The sequence below is a fragment of the Campylobacter sp. US42a genome (assembly GCF_004379055.1).
GTDB lineage: Bacteria > Campylobacterota > Campylobacteria > Campylobacterales > Campylobacteraceae > Campylobacter_D > Campylobacter_D jejuni.
In genome coordinates this window covers 88,903-105,595 of sequence record NZ_RYYK01000006.1, presented here as the reverse complement: position 1 = coordinate 105,595, position 16,693 = coordinate 88,903, and the positions used below count along the sequence as shown (strand labels likewise).

The 16,693-nt window shown below is 28.9% G+C and carries 19 protein-coding genes; 13 read left to right on the top strand and 6 right to left on the bottom strand.

The window, feature by feature from the left end; translation table 11 throughout:
- Together cysC and ELQ10_RS08660 are read left to right on the top strand one after the other, a co-directional pair.
- Entirely contained in the window at positions 1–600 is a 600-nt protein-coding gene (gene cysC, locus ELQ10_RS06855; protein ID WP_134250386.1) for an adenylyl-sulfate kinase, read from the top strand.
- 88 nt (positions 601–688) lie between these two features.
- Positions 689–2,164, top strand: a complete 1,476-nt coding sequence (locus tag ELQ10_RS08660) for a hypothetical protein (protein ID WP_243833035.1) — start codon at positions 689–691, stop codon at positions 2,162–2,164.
- A 24-nt stretch (positions 2,165–2,188) separates the two neighbouring features.
- Here ELQ10_RS08660 and truD read toward each other — a convergent pair whose 3' ends face one another.
- Together truD and ELQ10_RS06840 are read right to left on the bottom strand one after the other, a co-directional pair.
- Complete coding sequence (gene truD / locus ELQ10_RS06845) at positions 2,189–3,307, bottom strand: tRNA pseudouridine(13) synthase TruD (protein WP_134250385.1); 1,119 nt, start codon at positions 3,305–3,307, stop codon at positions 2,189–2,191.
- Positions 3,276–4,097 carry a thiamine-phosphate kinase gene (locus tag ELQ10_RS06840; protein WP_134250384.1) on the bottom strand — a complete coding sequence of 274 codons (822 nt, stop codon included), beginning with the start codon at positions 4,095–4,097 and terminating at the stop codon, positions 3,276–3,278. Before ELQ10_RS06840 ends, truD begins: the two co-directional genes overlap by 32 nt.
- 86 nt (positions 4,098–4,183) lie before the next feature.
- Between ELQ10_RS06840 and ELQ10_RS06835 the strand changes: the two genes are divergently transcribed.
- From ELQ10_RS06835 to ELQ10_RS06790, 10 genes are all read left to right on the top strand, one after another.
- Positions 4,184–5,257: a DUF5644 domain-containing protein gene (locus ELQ10_RS06835; RefSeq protein WP_052777936.1), complete on the top strand. Its 1,074-nt coding sequence runs from the start codon at positions 4,184–4,186 to the stop codon at positions 5,255–5,257.
- Positions 5,254–5,637, top strand: coding sequence for an ornithine carbamoyltransferase (locus tag ELQ10_RS06830; protein ID WP_134250383.1), 384 nt, complete (start codon positions 5,254–5,256; stop codon positions 5,635–5,637). Before ELQ10_RS06835 ends, ELQ10_RS06830 begins: the two co-directional genes overlap by 4 nt.
- Positions 5,630–6,313 (top strand): 16S rRNA (guanine(966)-N(2))-methyltransferase RsmD, encoded by a 684-nt coding sequence (gene rsmD / locus ELQ10_RS06825; RefSeq protein ID WP_134250382.1) that lies wholly within the window; start codon positions 5,630–5,632, stop codon positions 6,311–6,313. The genes ELQ10_RS06830 and rsmD overlap by 8 nt, the downstream gene beginning before the upstream one ends.
- Before the next feature lie 58 nt (positions 6,314–6,371).
- Positions 6,372–7,418 (top strand): flagellar basal body P-ring protein FlgI, encoded by a 1,047-nt coding sequence (locus tag ELQ10_RS06820; protein WP_002826014.1) that lies wholly within the window; start codon positions 6,372–6,374, stop codon positions 7,416–7,418.
- A complete protein-coding gene (locus ELQ10_RS06815; protein WP_002869194.1) occupies positions 7,418–7,759 on the top strand; it encodes a hypothetical protein in 342 nt (113 codons plus the stop codon). Before ELQ10_RS06820 ends, ELQ10_RS06815 begins: the two co-directional genes overlap by 1 nt.
- A gap of 62 nt (positions 7,760–7,821) precedes the next feature.
- A complete protein-coding gene (gene flgM / locus ELQ10_RS06810; RefSeq protein WP_134250381.1) occupies positions 7,822–8,019 on the top strand; it encodes a flagellar biosynthesis anti-sigma factor FlgM in 198 nt (65 codons plus the stop codon).
- 41 nt (positions 8,020–8,060) lie between these two features.
- Positions 8,061–8,495 carry a flagellar protein FlgN gene (locus ELQ10_RS06805; RefSeq protein ID WP_134250380.1) on the top strand — a complete coding sequence of 145 codons (435 nt, stop codon included), beginning with the start codon at positions 8,061–8,063 and terminating at the stop codon, positions 8,493–8,495.
- 9 nt (positions 8,496–8,504) lie between these two features.
- The gene (flgK, locus tag ELQ10_RS06800; RefSeq protein WP_134250379.1) at positions 8,505–10,331 is read left to right on the top strand and encodes a flagellar hook-associated protein FlgK; all 1,827 of its coding nucleotides are present in this window, start codon (positions 8,505–8,507) and stop codon (positions 10,329–10,331) included.
- Positions 10,332–10,347: 16 nt separating this feature from the next.
- Positions 10,348–11,112: a TIGR02757 family protein gene (locus tag ELQ10_RS06795; RefSeq protein WP_134250378.1), complete on the top strand. Its 765-nt coding sequence runs from the start codon at positions 10,348–10,350 to the stop codon at positions 11,110–11,112.
- Between the two features lie 3 nt (positions 11,113–11,115).
- Positions 11,116–11,880 (top strand): TSUP family transporter, encoded by a 765-nt coding sequence (locus ELQ10_RS06790; protein WP_134250377.1) that lies wholly within the window; start codon positions 11,116–11,118, stop codon positions 11,878–11,880.
- Here the strand turns inward: ELQ10_RS06790 and ELQ10_RS06785 are convergent.
- Positions 11,852–13,081 (bottom strand): hypothetical protein, encoded by a 1,230-nt coding sequence (locus tag ELQ10_RS06785; RefSeq protein ID WP_134250376.1) that lies wholly within the window; start codon positions 13,079–13,081, stop codon positions 11,852–11,854. The genes ELQ10_RS06790 and ELQ10_RS06785 overlap by 29 nt on opposite strands.
- A 125-nt stretch (positions 13,082–13,206) precedes the next feature.
- Between ELQ10_RS06785 and ELQ10_RS08565 the strand changes: the two genes are divergently transcribed.
- Positions 13,207–13,377: a hypothetical protein gene (locus ELQ10_RS08565; protein WP_166739196.1), complete on the top strand. Its 171-nt coding sequence runs from the start codon at positions 13,207–13,209 to the stop codon at positions 13,375–13,377.
- On the opposite strand, the gene ELQ10_RS06780 is transcribed toward ELQ10_RS08565, so the two are convergent.
- The 3 genes from ELQ10_RS06780 to ELQ10_RS06770 are packed head-to-tail and all read right to left on the bottom strand — an operon-like array spanning position 13,378 to position 16,692.
- Positions 13,378–14,559, bottom strand: coding sequence for a type II secretion system F family protein (locus ELQ10_RS06780; RefSeq protein ID WP_134250375.1), 1,182 nt, complete (start codon positions 14,557–14,559; stop codon positions 13,378–13,380).
- Complete coding sequence (locus ELQ10_RS06775; protein WP_134250374.1) at positions 14,556–16,115, bottom strand: GspE/PulE family protein; 1,560 nt, start codon at positions 16,113–16,115, stop codon at positions 14,556–14,558. Before ELQ10_RS06775 ends, ELQ10_RS06780 begins: the two co-directional genes overlap by 4 nt.
- Positions 16,105–16,692, bottom strand: a complete 588-nt coding sequence (locus ELQ10_RS06770; RefSeq protein WP_070299883.1) for a transformation system protein — start codon at positions 16,690–16,692, stop codon at positions 16,105–16,107. Before ELQ10_RS06770 ends, ELQ10_RS06775 begins: the two co-directional genes overlap by 11 nt.
- Position 16,693: the final 1 nt, after the last annotated feature.

The window sequence follows — 16,693 nt, the reverse complement described above, 5'->3', positions numbered from 1 at the left end:
ATGAATAAAAATCTTACTTGGCATAACACAAATATCACCAAAGAACAAAGATCAAAACTTAAAAATCAAAAACCTTGTGTACTTTGGCTAACAGGACTTAGCGCAAGTGGAAAATCAAGCATTGCCAATGCTTTAGAACAGAAATTACACGAGCTTGGTTTTCATACGTATTTGCTTGATGGGGATAATATTCGCTTGGGTTTAAATAAAGACTTAGGCTTTGATGAAAACTCAAGAGTGGAAAACATAAGACGCATAGCAGAACTTTGCAAACTTTTTGTTGATAGTGGTTTGATTATACTAAGCGCTTTTATCTCACCCTTTAAAAGTGACAGAGCTTTAGCAAGATCTTTGGTAAAAAAAGATGAATTTATAGAAATTTTTGTAGATACACCTTTAGAACTCTGTGAAAAAAGAGATCCTAAAGGACTTTACAAAAAGGCAAGAAATGGAGAAATAAAAAATTTCACAGGTATAGACAGCCCTTATGAAAAACCTCAAAATCCTGAAATTCATTTGCAAAATTCCAAAGCCAAACTTAATGAAAATGTAGATATAATCTTAAACTATCTTAAAGAAAATGGATATATTGATACTTGAAAAAATTTCATGTAGAAAATAAAAATATTTAAGTAAAAAAGTTTTTTACATAATAAAATTTTAAAAATTCTTATTTGATGGAGTGAAAATGACCTGTTACTTGCATATAGGAACTATGAAAACTGGGACTAGCTCTATTCAGGATTTTTTATATAAAAATCAAAATTTACTTAAAATTCAAAAAACCTTATATCCAAATTCTATTAAAAATTCTTGGCATTTAAACGATCATAATCCTTTTGCTCATGCAATTGAATATTTTTTAGAACAAGCTAATTTTTCAAGCTTAGACTCATATTTAAAACCATTAAAACAAGAAATCAATAATTCTCATTCAAACAAAGTAATAGTTTCAACTGAAAACATTCAATTTTTACTTTACAATGAAAAATATATACAAGAATTGCAAATTATTTTAAAAAATCTAGGATTTACAAAGATATATATTATAATTTATTTAAGAAATCCTAGTGATTTATTTATTTCTATGTGTTCTCAAGCACTAAAAGATGGTACTCCAAAAAAATTTTTATCCTTACCTAGTGAAAATAATAAATTTAAAATTTTATGTCATCATGAACAAACTTTAAAAAATTGGGAAAATATTTTTAAAAAAGAAAATCTCATCGTAAAATTGTTCAGCAAAAATGAATTTTATCAAGGAGATTTATTAAAAGATTTTATAAATACTATAGGTCTAGAATGGGATAATAATTTTATCATACCTGATAAACAAAACGAAACTTTAGATTTATTGGGAATGGAAATTTTGAATCATTTTAATAATTACAGCATTCCAATGCTTACAAATAGATATGTTGATTTTATTGTTAATTTTTTCGATAAACATTTTACCTCAAAAGATCCCAAACTTAAATTTCAACCACCAAAAGAAATATACCGATCTTATATAGATTATTTTGAAGAGTCAAACGAATGGGTTAGAAAGGAATTTTTTCCACATAAAGAAAGATTATTTCCTAAAAAAGATATGAATACTTATAAAGAAAATTATGAACTTAGAGAAATGAAACCAGAATACTGGGATAAGATAGCTGAATTTATAGCAGATATTATCAAAACAAAAAACGAAAACATTCTTAGTCTTAATCAAACTTTAGAAATTAAAAATCAAGAATCCAGCAATCAAGCTAATCAAATTTATAATTTAAATGAAACACTAAATTTCCAAAATAACTATGGAAAAGCTAAAACTCGTATCCAAAATCAACTTTCTTATAAACTAGGACAGGCTTTGATTATAAATTCTAAAAGTATATTAGGTTTTATATTTTTACCTTTTATAATATTAAGTATTATTATTTCACATAAACAAGAACAAAAGGCTTATAAATTTAAAATAAAGAAAAATCCAAATTTGGCTTTACCACCTTTAGAAACTTATCCTGATTATAATGAAGCTTTAAAAGAAAAAGAATGTTTTACTTATAAATTAGGAGAAGAATTTATTAAGGCTAGTAAGAATTGGTATGGGGAGGGGTATATCAAGTTTTACTTCAAACATGTGCCTAGGTTGAAGAGAGAGTACGAGAGAAAAAGATAAAATATATATTAGATATATTTACACTCACTCAAATAAATTTTTATGCAAAATTTCTTCTAAAACCACAGTAGCATAAGAGCCTTTTTGCAAGAAAAACTCTATACAAAAATGAGCTTTTTCTTCATCATAACGCCATTTTAACTCTTCTAAATATCCCCACATAAAGCGTCTTGAACCTTGCATTTTAGCTTTAAACTCCAAAGCATCTTTAAAAATTTCATTTTCTAAATTTAAAGCCAAACCTTCTCCTGTTTCATAAGCCTTAGCACCGATTAAAAGTCCCATAGCACTAATATCTCTTGCTCTAAAACGCTCAAGCTCGGCACTCAAATCCTCACATAAAAAACACTTTCCAAAAGGATAATGCCCTAAAACTTCGCCTTTTAAAAGCTTGAAAAATTGCTCTTGTTTTTTAAGTTCCTTGACTTCTTCTTTAGAAATTTTATAAATTTGGATCAATTCTTTTTCGCTAAAATCATTTGCAAAATGTGATAACTCCACTCTTTTACTCAAATAGCGATTAAAAAGCTCACTTTGAAAAGCTGAAATTAAAAACTCTTTCATTTTGACATTTTTCATCTTTCTACCACGCAAAATTTCAAGCCCTTCTTTGTAATTATCCCCAAATTTTCCAAAACGCTGATAGCCAAAATAATTCGCAAAACCTTGTTTATCCAAATTCATCAAAGCTTGTTCTAGTTTTAAAGCATCGCTTGGTAAAACTTTTTTTAAGCGTATGAAAAAAGAATTTCCTTTTAAATGCCCTATTCTTAGCTTGTTTTCGTGGGTAAAAATTTCTAAAATTTTAAGTTTAGGATGAGAAAAATTTGACAAAAAACTCTCAAATTTTTTAGGCATAGAAAGGTATTGAAAGGTTGATCCTTGCTTGTCTTTAAGCCCTGCATAACCAAAATCTCTTATTTTAACCCCGCTTACTTCGCTTAAAATTTTTAAAGCTTCATTTGTGGTTAAATCTTTTTTATTGATATGCAAAATAAGATGCTCACCCTTACCGCTAAATTCATACAAAGGTCTTTCACGTACTACAAAATCATCGCTATTTTTACTAAAATACGCATTAATAGGACTGTGTTTTAAACTATACATAGGTTTAAAAATGGTGTTCTCTTCCGCTAAATTCATATTTTCCTTTCACTGCTTTTCCAAAGATATTTAATTTCACGCCGTGTTTTTTGGCTATTGTTTCTATATTTTGCCGTTCTTTTTCATCAAAAGCAAACAAAATTTCATATTCTTCTCCGCTATAAAGCGTATAATCATCAAGTTTTTTAAACCAAGAAATACCGCATTTATTTAAGGCTAAAAGCCTTGATAAATCCTTGCTTAAACCATCTGAAATATCCATAGCACAAGAAATTAAAGGTGCGATTTCATAAAAAAAACTAGCTCTTAATTTTGGCTTTATAAATACATGGTTTGGTTTTAAAGTACCCCCATTTTGCAAAATTTCAAGTCCTTTTAAACTTCGCCCTAATTTTCCCGTATAAGCAAGCAAATGTCCTTTTTTTAAACCTTTTCTAAAAATAGCTTTATCGTTAATCTTTGAAATGATAGCAAGACTAATGTCTATTTTATTATTGCTTATAGTATCGCCGCCTATGATTTTTATATTAAATTTCCTAGCTGTTTTTAAGAAACCTTTTTGCAAGGCTTTGATCTCATTTTCGCTTAAATTTTTTGGTAAAGCAAGTCCTAAAAGTGCGTATTTTGGTACAGCATTCATCACAATGGCATCTGAGATATTAACAAGCATTGCTTTTGTAGCAATTTGCTCTAAGCTAAGCCACTCTCTTTTAAAATGCACATTTTCAAAAAACAAATCCTTGCTAAAACACCAATCATCGATAATAGCTCCATCATCACCATTTTTTTCATTTAAAAAAGCTTTGATAATAAAATCTTCTTTGTTCATAATGCGTGATTTTATAAAATTTCCTTTTAAATTCTAGTGAATTTTAGAAAAATTTTATATAATATAGAAATATTTAAGGAAAAACCATGAAAAAATTAGAATTAAGAATTTTTAGATTTGATAAAACCAAGGATTATGAGGCTTATTATAAACCTTATATTTATGATAATTATGAAAATTTTGCAAGCTTTTATGATCTGCTTTTGCAAATTCAAGATGATGATATTTATTTTGATTTTGATAAAGATGAAGATACTTACATAGTTGTAAATAAGCAAATCATACCACTTTTTACACCTTTAGAAAAAATAGCAAAAGAATTTGATTTTAGTCTTTGTATCGAGCCTTTAAGCACAAAAAGAGCGATTAAAGATCTTATCATCGATAAAAATGATTTTTTAGACAAATACAAATATCTTGAAAAATTTGGTGATGAAGAGGATAAAAAGCTTTATGCAAAATATGATTATTTATATTATGCGAGTGAAATTTTAGACTATCTTCCTGAATATATGGGTGATGGAGTGTTTTATTTGGCTTCAAAAATGATAGAAAAATATCCTGAAAAAAAGATAGAAATTTTAAAAACTCTAGCAGATAAAGAAAAGGGTATTTTTTATCATCTTCAAAGCAAAAATGAAATTTTAGAAACAACGATCAAAAACCTACAAAATGAAATTTTAAATTTAGGGCTTTTTGATAAAAATATTTTACACTTTGATTTACCTAAAACCAATGCTTTTGATAATGAGATCAAAGAACTTAAGGAAATTAAGCATAATTTTAAAGATTTCAATATAGCTTTTTATGGTTTTAATGCTTGCGATACTTTAAAATCCAAACTTAAGGCTAAATTTATTTCCTATGAAAACAGTACAAAAAATAATGGCTTTAGCTTGCTTAATCTAAATCCTACGCTAAGCTATAAAATAGCCGCAGATATTGTTTTAGATGCTTATGATAGCGGGGCTGATTTTATGGTAGTAAAAGAAGAAAAGGATTTTTATCTTTTTGATACTTGCGCTAAAAAACTTATGCAAACAAGTGGAAGGGATTTTGAAGACTTTTATATTTTGAGCCGTTTTGAGTTTTTAGCCCTTATCGAAGGTATACAAGCTCCATCATTAAAAAATCACACTTTAAAGGTTAGTTTGATATGAAAATCTCTTTAGAATGCAAAGATCTCATTATAGAAAGAACTTTAGAACTTTTTTTAAAAGATCATTTGGTAATGAAAAAAGATTGTGATTTCATCATTAGCGATGAAAAAATTCATACCGCAAAACCCTTATTTATCGTCTCTAAAAACTCTCCATTTTTAAGCGTACCATTTAGCAAAGAAGCCTTGTTTGAGTCTTTAAATGAATTTGATAATGCCTTAAAAGCAGCAGCTTTGCAACTTGCACTTGAACAAAAAAGACTGCTTGAAGAAAAAATTGACGCTATTGCTTTGGAATTTAAAAAAGATTATGAAAATAAAATCGATCTTGCCATAAAAGATCTTAAAAACAAACTCGTAAAAGCACTTAATGATGAATGATGAATTTATAAGCGTTAAAGACTTTTTTAATCACAATGAAAAAAGAAAAAAATTTCTTCAAAAACAAGAAATTAAACTTCCTAAAGAAAAAACAAAAAAAACTAAAGAAACAAAGCTTTATACAAATATAGAAAGTGGTAAATACAAAGGGAAAAAACTACTTTTACCTAGTCTTACAACAACAAGAAGTACTAAAAGCATAGTAAAAAGTTGTGTTTTTAATGTAATAAGGGAAGATTTAAAAGATAAAATTTTCATTGAAGCCTTTGGCGGAAGTGCTTTAATGGCGGCTGAAGCACTAAGTAATCATGCTTTAAAAGCTTATGCTATAGAACTTGATGCAAAAGCTTATAAAATTGCTTTAGAAAATGCTAAAAACATAGATCCAAATTTAGAAGTGATCCATGCAAATACTTTTGAAATTTTACCCAAACTCATAGAAAATTCAAAAAATGACATCATCTTATATCTTGATCCACCTTTTAATATCAGAGAAGGTTTTAGCGATATTTATGAAAAAATTTATCATTTTTTAGAAAATTTAGATTTAAAAACTTTAAATTTAATCATTTTTGAACACCACTCAACCATAAAAACTCCCGAAAAAATCCAAAATTTTCAAAAAATCAAAGAAAAGAAATTTGGATCAACTAGCTTAAGTTTTTACTCTTCTTAACTCACTTGGAACACTTTTTGCTTGATCTATCATCAACAATAGATTAAAGGAAGAATCCATGAGAGTTTTAACGATATTTTTACTCTTTATGACAAGCATTTTTGCAGTGCAAATCAAGGATGTAGCAAACACTGTAGGTGTAAGAGATAACCAACTTATAGGTTATGGACTTGTTGTAGGGCTTAATGGAAGTGGTGATGGAACAAGCTCTAAATTTACATTACAATCCATCTCAAACCTTTTGCAAGGTATGAATATCAAAGTAGATCCTAACGATATCAAATCAAAAAATACCGCAGCTGTTATGGTTACAGCCAAACTTCCAGCCTTTGCAAAAAGCGGAGATAAACTTGATATTACCGTTTCATCTATGGGTGATGCAAAATCTTTACAAGGTGGAACACTTTTACTGACTGCACTTCGTGGGATTGATGGTGAAATTTATGCTATAGCACAAGGCTCTATCTCAACAGGAGGTTTAACACCTAGGCCAGGAGGAGCAGGTTCTCACTCAACTGCTGCAACTGTAATGGGCGGAGCTAATGTAGAAAGAGAAATTCCACAAAATTTTAGCCAAAATAATGATCTAACCTTAAGTTTAAAAGTAGCGGACTTTAAAACTGCAAACGATATAGAAAGAGTTTTAAATACTGTCTTTGGCGAAGAAGTAGCTAAAGCCATCGACTCTCGCACAGTAAAACTCAAAAAACCTGAAGATCTTTCAAATGTTGATTTTATGGCAAGAGTTTTAGAACAAGATATAGCTTATAAACCACAAAGCAAAGTTATCATCGATGAAAGAACAGGAACAGTGATTGCTGGAGTTGATGTAGAGGTAGAACCTGTTTTAATCACTCATAAAGATATCACTATAAAAATAGATCCAAACAATAACGCAGTAGCTAATCAAAATGAAATCGATATGAAAGATGGTGGTTTTGTAGATCCAAGTTCAAATACCTTAAGAATCAACAATGCAAAAAGCACAGTTGCAAATATAGCTAGAATGCTTAATAAACTTGGAGCAACCCCAAATGACATTATCGCTATTATGGAAAATTTAAAGCGCGCAGGTGCAATTAACGCGGATTTGGAGATCATCTAATGAAAGTGGATAATTTTTTAAATACTTATAGTATGAATAGCGCTTTACTTGATCGTGCAGCCAAAGCAAGAAGCTTAGAATCAAGCATCAAAATAAATGACAATGATATAGTTACAAAAACCAAAGAAGATGAAGCCTTAAAAGAACAAACGGATGCCTTTGAAGCATTTTTTTTAAAGCAAGTTTTAGACGTATCTTTAAAAAGTCAAAATTCACTCTTTGGAAAAGATGCTAGCGATGAAATATACTCTTCCATGTATAACGATACTATGAGTAAAGCTTTAAGTGGAGGTATGGGTTTTTCAAAATTATTATACGATTTTTTAAAAGAAAGGGGTTAAGTTTTTTAAATTTTGGTCGATATGGTTTGTAGAGGATTATAACTAAGATCAAGGAGGCAGAAATGATCAATCCTATACAACAAAGTTATGTGGCAAATACCACATTAAATACAAATAAAATAGATAAAGAAACTAAAACAAACGATACTCAAAAAACGGAAAATGATAAAGCGAGTAGAATCGCAGAGCAGATTAAAAACGGTACTTATAAAATCGATACAAAAGCTACAGCTGCTGCGATTGCTGACTCTTTAATCTAAAACTTTCATTCTCCTTTTTTTGAGAGAGAAAAGGAGAAAATATGCTTAAACAAAGACTTGATGAAGTAAATGCTATCTTAGCAAAACTTATTGCTTTAACCGAAGAAGATATAGAAAATATCAAAGTGGCTAAACATGAGAGTGTAACGCCAAGTGTAGAAGAAAAAAACAAACTTATCGCCGAATTTATTACAGCTAAAAAACAACTTGATGTTGCCTTGGTTGAGCTAAATAATAGCTCTACAAAAGGGCTTAGCGAACTCTTAGATGATCAAGATAAACAAAAACTAGATCTACTTAAAAAAAATCTTCAAAACCTTCATAGTAAAAACAAAGAGTATGCTAAATTTGTTCTTATTGTCAAAGATTTTCTTGATGGCTTAGTAAATAAAATGTTTGATATTAATGATGGAACAAATAATGCTTATGGGGATAAAAAGACAAATCCAGAGTCAATTTTTAAGATTAATGTATAAGGATTTATAATGGGTATTTTTGGAACATTATACACAGGTGTTACAGGCTTAAAGGCAAGCGAAGTTCAAATCGCAACAACTGGAAATAATATCTCAAATGCTAATGCAACTTTTTATACACGCCAAAGAGTGGTGCAAACTACAAATGGATATATTACAACAGGTGGAGTTCAAGTAGGTACAGGAACTGCTATAGAAAGCATAGTTCGTTTACATGATGAGTATTCTTACTATAAATTAAAAGGTGCATCTACTCAACTAGAATACACTAAATATATGGCTTCCACTTTACAAGAAATTGCACAGCGTTTTCCGGACTTACAGAATACTGGAATTTTACAAGATTTAGAAAATTATAACAAAGCTTGGAATGATTTTGCATCTAACCCCAATGAAAATGCCACAAAAATAGCCCTTGTAAAAGCTTCTCAGACCTTAACAGAAAGCGTTAATAACACTTTTGCAACCTTAGATAAAATCCAAAAAAAAGTAAATGATGATATTAAAAATACAGTTGATGAGATTAATAGAATTGGCGAAGAAATTGCTACTATAAATAAACAAATTTATGGACAAGAAGCCTTACCAACAGAACATGCAAATGAACTTAGAGATAGAAGAGATGAGCTTGAGCTTACTCTTTCAAAGCTAGTTAGTGCAGTTGCAAGCAAAAATGAAATCAATCAAGACAATCGCCTTGATACAACCATCACTGATCCAGGACATCAATACAATCTAAGTATAGAAGGTTTTAGTATAGTAGATGGGATAAATTTTCATCCTTTAAAGCTTGATTATGATGATAAAAATAAATCTTATAGCATTTATTATGAAACTCCTGATGAAAAAGTTCGCGATCTTACTGCAAAGATTAGCGGTGGACAGCTTGGTGCTCAACTTGACTTACGCGGTAGAAACTATAGCAAAAGCGAAGGAAAATATAAAGATGGAATTATCCAAGGTTATATGGATTCTTTAGATACTTTTGCTAAGACCATGATCAATGAAACTAACAATCTTTATGCAAGTTCTGCAAAAAATTCTGTTACTTCTGATTATTTACCTGGGCTTAAGGGAGATATTCCTTTAGTTAATTACGACAGAACCATACAACCAGGAAGTTTTGATATAGTCATTTATGATGATAAAGGCGATAAAAAACTTACCAAAACCATCACCATAGATGTAAATACAACCATGAATGATATCATGCGTCAAATCAATGCTAATACAGATGATAATAACAATAAAAATCCAAACGATGATGTTGATGATCATATCAATGCAAGTTTTAGCTACGATGCAAAAACTGGAGATGGTTTATTTCAAATCAATGCAAAATCAGGTTTTAAAATAGCCATTGAAGATAAAGGCACAAATTTTGCAGGTGCGTTTAGTATAGGTGGTTTTTTTAGCGGAACTGATGCAAGTAACATGAAAGTAAAAGATTCTATCTTAAATGATCCAAGCACAGTAAGAGCAAGCTTAAATGGGGTTGATAGTGGCAATGACATGGCAAATAAAATCATCCAACTTCAATATGATAAAGTTAATTTTTATAATGAAGATGGCACTATTGATAATCTTACCATGGAAGAATATTACCGCAAACTTACAGGTAAAATAGCCTCAGATGGTGAAAATAACAATGTTGTAAATTCAAGCAATGAAACTCTTTATAATTCTGTTTATAGCGAGTACCAATCTAAAAGTGGTGTAAATACAAATGAAGAATTAGCCGCTCTTATACAATATCAATCAAGTTATGGTGCTGCAGCAAAAATCGTCTCAACCGTAGATCAAATGCTTGATACCTTACTAGGGCTTAAATCTTAAGCTCTAGCAATATCAAGTGAAAAATTTTATCCATCTTAAAGCTAAGCTTGATTTTTTAGCCAATCAAAAAAATACCGATCATTCTCTTTTTGAAATTCCAGATCCTTTGCAAATTGCTAAAATTCACAATGATGAATTTATTGCCTTAATTTGTGCTTTATTTGCCTATGGAAATGCTAAAAATATAGTAAATTTTCTAAAAAAACTTGATTTTTCTTTATTAAACCTTCAAGAAAAACAAATAAAAAAAGAACTTAAAAATTTAAAATACCGCTTCCAAAATGAGAAAGATATACAAGAAATTTTTATCACTCTTTCAAGACTTAAAAATGAAATTTCACTCTACGAACTTTTTTATCAAGCCTATCAAGAAAGAGAAAATACCACAGATGCCATCTTAGCTTTTATGCAAAAAATCAAAACCTTAAATTCATATTCAAGTTATGGGTATGATTTTTTCTTTGGAAAAATTTGGCAAAACACCCCTACTTCACCTCTTAAACGCTATAATATGTATCTAAGATGGATGGTTAGAAAAGATGAACTTGATCTTGGACTTTTTACCAAAATTCACACCAAAGATCTTTTAATTCCACTTGATACACATACACATAAAATTTCCTTGACTTTAGGACTTCTAAAGCGTAAAATATATGATTATAAAAGTGTTTTAGAACTCACGCAAAATTTAAAAAAATTAGATGCAAATGATCCCATAAAATATGACTTTGCACTCTATCGTTTAGGGCAAAGTAAGGAAATTGACAAATTTAAGGAGTGAAAAATGGGCTTTGAGCACTTAGATACAATTTATTATTTCATACTTTTTTTTGTAGCTCTTTTTGCTGGTTTTATAGATTCTATTGTAGGTGGAGGAGGGCTTATTACTCTACCAGCACTCATAGCCTGTGGAATTCCTGCGCATTTATCCTTAGCAACAAACAAACTCCAAAGCGTCTTTGGTTCTTTTACGGCTACTTTAACTTATTTTAAATCCACCACTCTACCTCATCTTGCTTGGGGTGTTTTTTTCACAGCCTTAGGAGCAGCTATAGGAAGTTATAGCGTTCTTTTTGTAAAAGATGAGCAATTAAAGCTTATTATCTTGATCTTTTTAACTCTTACTTTCTTATATACAGCCTTACGTCCTAACTTAGGCAAACACGAAAGCGAACCTAAAATAAAAAATATCAAAATTTTTCATTTAATTTGTGGCTTAACTTTAGGATTTTATGATGGATTTTTAGGACCTGGAACGGGTTCATTTTGGATTTTTGCTTGTGTGATGCTACTAGGTTTTAATATGAGAAAAGCAAGCATTAATACAAAAATTTTAAATTTTTCTAGCAATATAGTCGCACTAGGAATATTTCTTTGGCAATATGAAATTTTATGGATAGTTGGGTTGTTAATGGGTCTAGGACAAATTTTAGGAGCATTTTTAGGATCAAAACTTGTTTTAAAAACAAATGGAAAATTTATCAAAACCTTATTTTTAATCATAGTCAGCTTAACTATCATTAAAGTAGCTTGGGATTATTTTTCTTAAAATCCTTTTTAATTTTTAATACTTTAAAATAAAAATTAATATATCCGCCCTTATACCAATTTTTATGTGCTTGTATCAAAGCATTTCCAAGCTTATAAGAGAGATGATTTTTACACTGCAAAGCTTCGCGATAATCACTAAAATCTTCTAATTTTGCTTGATTTTTAGGTATTTTTTTATACTCTTTTGAAATTTTATAAAGCCTAAAAGGCATTTTTAAGTATCCTTTGAAGCTTTTTGAATTTTCTATCATCTCTACACCCAATTTATAAGCAAGATGATTTTTAACCAAGCATACCGCTCCTACGGGCTTTAATATAAAACTTTCTTGTTTTTCTGGAACTTCAAATTGTAATTTTGAAAAAGGCGTTTTGCTTTCATCTTTATAAAGCTTACACTCGCTTGTATCACTATCTTTAAATAAAGCAAAACGGTTTTTGTTTGTATTATTATAAATATAATCATATACAAATTCTAATTTTTGTGCTGCAGTTTCGAACTTTTCAAGCTCTGCTTCAAGCAAATTTGGATCTAAAAATTTGTCTTTTTCAAAATTAAAAATAAAATCATCTTTTGGCATGATAGAAAATTTTGCAATTTTTTCCTTACTCCAAGAACCACTTACAGGATCTTCTCTACTCCAAAAATAATTTTCTTTAATTAAATTGCTAGGATTTCCAGCATAAATAGCATTTGAAAATTTTTTACCCGCATTAACACTTTTTGCCCCTAAAATACTTCCACTCGCTACAAAACTTCCCTTTAAAATAGCTGCTTCTTGAGCACACCACACATGATCACCTATATAAATACTTTTACCAAAATTTACTCTTTTGTAAGTATTTCCATCAAAAATAAGATGATGGTCAGATGGAGATAACCAAATTCCCCATGAAAACATCACATCATCACCAAAAATTAAATTTTTTCCTTCAAAAACCCTAATATCAACTCCATTGAAACTTGAATTTTTACCTATATAACAAAGTCCATTAAATTGCATGACTACTTTACCATTTATCCATCCGCCTCCACCATGAAAAAATAAAGCATTATCTCCACAAAAAACAATGTTTGCATTCAAACTACTTCCTGCAAAAAAGACTATATTGTTGCGTCCTTTAAATTCTAGCTTTAAATTTTTTTGTAAAGATAAATCTCCATAAATTATATTGCCTTTTTCATCAACAGTTTTTAACACAATAAGTCCTATTTTTTAAAATTTTAGTCCTAAATTTACCTTTTTTATTTTTAAAAAGTCCTAAATTTACCTTGTTGTCTTTTAAAGCATTTAAAGATAAATTTAATAAAAATTTTGGATTTTAAATGACACAAAGAGATATAGCTGGAAAACTTGATATAAATGTCAAAACCTTGCGCAAATGGAAAAAAGATCGCCCCAAAGTTTATAAACTTTTAATGATAGGTTTGCAAGCAGAAACTTTACTTCAAAAACTTAAAAATGAATGTAAAGAATTAGAAGATCTCTTAAAATAATTAAATAAAATTTATACCCGAACTAAGCTCCCACATAGGTAAAAATATACCTAAAGCCAAAAACAAAACTAAAAGCGCCACAAATAAAGTCATCATAGGCTCTAAAAAAATCAAAAATCTATCCATTAAATTTTCGCTTTTTTGTTGATAATATTTGGCAATTTCTTCACTTAACACTTCAAGTCTTCCGCTTTTCATCGCAACACTAAGCATAGAAAATACCAAAGAATCAAAAATATCAATCTTTTTAAAAGCCTGACTTAACTCAAGACCAGAATCTATAAAACTAAAAAGTTTTTTATACTGAAAAATTAAAAATTTATTTTCAAGCCCTATAATAGCTAAATCAAAAGCTTTAGATATTGAAATTCCATTTTTTAAAAGCAAAGAAAAAACCATAAAAAAATAATAATTTTGATTATAAATAATCAAACGAGAAATCAAAGGTATTTTTAAAAATAAAAAATCGCAAGAAAAAGCAAAAGAATGAAAATTTTTATAAGCTAAAATAAGCATAACAATAAAAATAACAAACAAAAATATGCAAAAAATTCCATAGTCATCTAAAAAATTATAAATTTCTAACATTACATGCGTGATAAAAGGCAAACTCGTGCCTAAATTTTCAAATAAATCTTTAAAATTAGGCACTACAAAAAGCATTAAAAACAAAAATGCTCCGATAATACTTAAAAAAACCAAAGTAGGATATCTAAAAGCCTTTTTTAATTGTTTTTGACTCTCTAAACTTTTTTCTCGAAGTTTAGAAATTTGACTAAACACTTCGCTGATTTTTCCTGTCTTTTCAGCCGTTTTAATCAAAGCTAACTCCGCACGATTTAATCCAAAATTAGCATTTTCAAAAGCTTGATTTAGATTTTGAGCTAAAATTAAATTGTCTAATATTTTTTTCATAATCTTGCAAGAATGCATAAGATATAATTCTCTAATCGCTTCTTGAACACTTAATCCAACTTCACACAACAAAGCCAGCTCTTTAAAAAAGAGTATAAAATTTTCATCTTTTAATCTCTGAAAATTAGATTTTTGAATTTCTTTTATATCAATGATTTTCCAATTCTTTGATAAGGCTTTTGCTTGTGCTGTATTTAAATTTTCAGCTTTTATAGTTTTTGTATAATTTTGATTGTTTTTAAGAAATTCTACTTCATAAAATTTCATCTTACAACCCTTAAAAGCTCATCTATACTTGTAAGACCTTCTTTGGCTTTTTTTAAACCTTGTTCAAACATAGTTTGAAAGCCATATTTTTTTGCAAGCTCCATTAAAATCGTTTTATCTTGATTTTCCCTAATTGCACAAGCTAAATCTTCATTGATCTCTAAGCACTCAGCGATTAATTCTCTGCCAAAAAATCCACTATGATGACAACGCTCACATCCTTTTGGTTCAAAAAATTCACCTTCAAATTCAATATAATGTTTTTTGCTTTTTTGCTTACACCAAGGACAAAGTTTTCTAACCAAACGCTGTGCTATAACAAGACTCAAAGCTGATGCTATCAAGTAACTTTTTGCTTGCATATCCAAAAGCCTATCAATGGTACTAAGAGCATCATTAGTATGCAAGGTGCTTAAAAGCAAATGACCTGTTAAAGAAGCTTTAAGTGCAATATCTAAACTTTCTTCATCGCGAATTTCTCCTATCATGATAATATCAGGATCTTGCCTTAAAATTGCTCTTAAAACACTATTAAACTCGACTCCAACTTTTGAATTGAGCAAAATTTGCTGCACTAAAGGAATTTTATACTCTATAGGATCTTCTGCGGAGATAATCTTTTTTTCAATACTTTTCAACTCATTTAAACACGCGTATAAAGTTGTGCTTTTACCACTACCTGTAGGGCCGGTTAATAAAATCATTCCATTGGGACGATGTAAAATCTTTTTTAAAATTTCTAAATTTTTATTTCCAAGATTTAGTTTATACAAATCCAAAATTTCTTTATCATGTTTTAAAATTCTTATAACAACACTTTCGCCATAAATCAAAGGCAAACATGAAACACGAAAATCATATCTTTCATTTTCAAAATCTAATTCAAAACTTCCATCTTGCGTTTTTCTTGATTCAGCTAAATTCAAACAAGCTAAAAATTTGACATGAAAAACCAAAGCTTCATAAATATCCTTCTCAAAAATAGCAAATTCACGCAAAATTCCATCAACCCTAAATCTAATCAAAGCGTCATCATTCCTTGCTTCTATATGAATATCACTCGCATGAAAAGATAAAATTTCATGTAATAAAAAATCAAAAATTTGACTGATGCAACTTTGATCATCTCTTTTTTGATTTTCTTGCCATTCAAGTCTAAGCTTAATGCTTAATCTTTTAATCTCCTCTTGAATGCGAATTTGATTTAAAATTTTAGCTATCTTTAATTCATCGGCAATTGCAGTGTCGATTTTTTCACAAATCATAAAAGTCCTAACTTGCTCTAAAAGCTCTAAAGAACAAGGTTTGGATCTAATAATCATAAAGCCGTCATTGTTTTTAATAAGCAGAAATTTAAATTTTAAAAGTAAAGAAAAAGGTATACCTTCATAAATAAAATCATTATCTTCATCTAAATCAACAAAATGTAAATTACAAAAATTTGCTAATTTTTTAAAAAAATCCCAAGAAGTGATATTAAATTTAGTGCAAATTTCATCAAGACTTATTTCATTATCAATATAAGCTTGAAAAATTTTATCCATTCTACTTTCCATCTAATTCCATTAAACCATAATAATTTATATAAGCATCTAAAGCACTTTGAGCTTCTTTTTCTTCACCTAAAGCTCTTTTAGCCTGAGCAAAAATCAGCCAAGAATCTTGTTTTTGCTTGTCAAGTTCATTGGCTTTTAAAGCCCAAAATATTGTCTTTTGATAAGCTTTAATATCAAAATACTTCTTAGCTAAATTTAAAGCCTTTTCATAGCTTGGATTTTGATAAAAAGATTTTTTTAAATCAGAAATATTTAAAATTTTAGAATCAATTTCTATCTTACTAATATGTGTATTTTCCTGCACCGCTTTAACTTCTTCTAGTTCTTTATATAACTTTTCCCTAGAAATCTTATTTTTTTCTTGTAAAATTTGCGCTTGAAGAATCTTTTGCTCTAAATGCTTTTTATGTTCAATAGCTTGCAAATAAATATTTTTTTGCTTATTATATTTTTGCATTAGCATAAAAAAACAAAATGCTATCACTAAGATTAAAACAATTAAAAATAAATATTTTAAATATTTTTTAAGTAAAAAATATTTATACCTAAGCTCAAGCTCTTTAATTCTTTCTTGCATA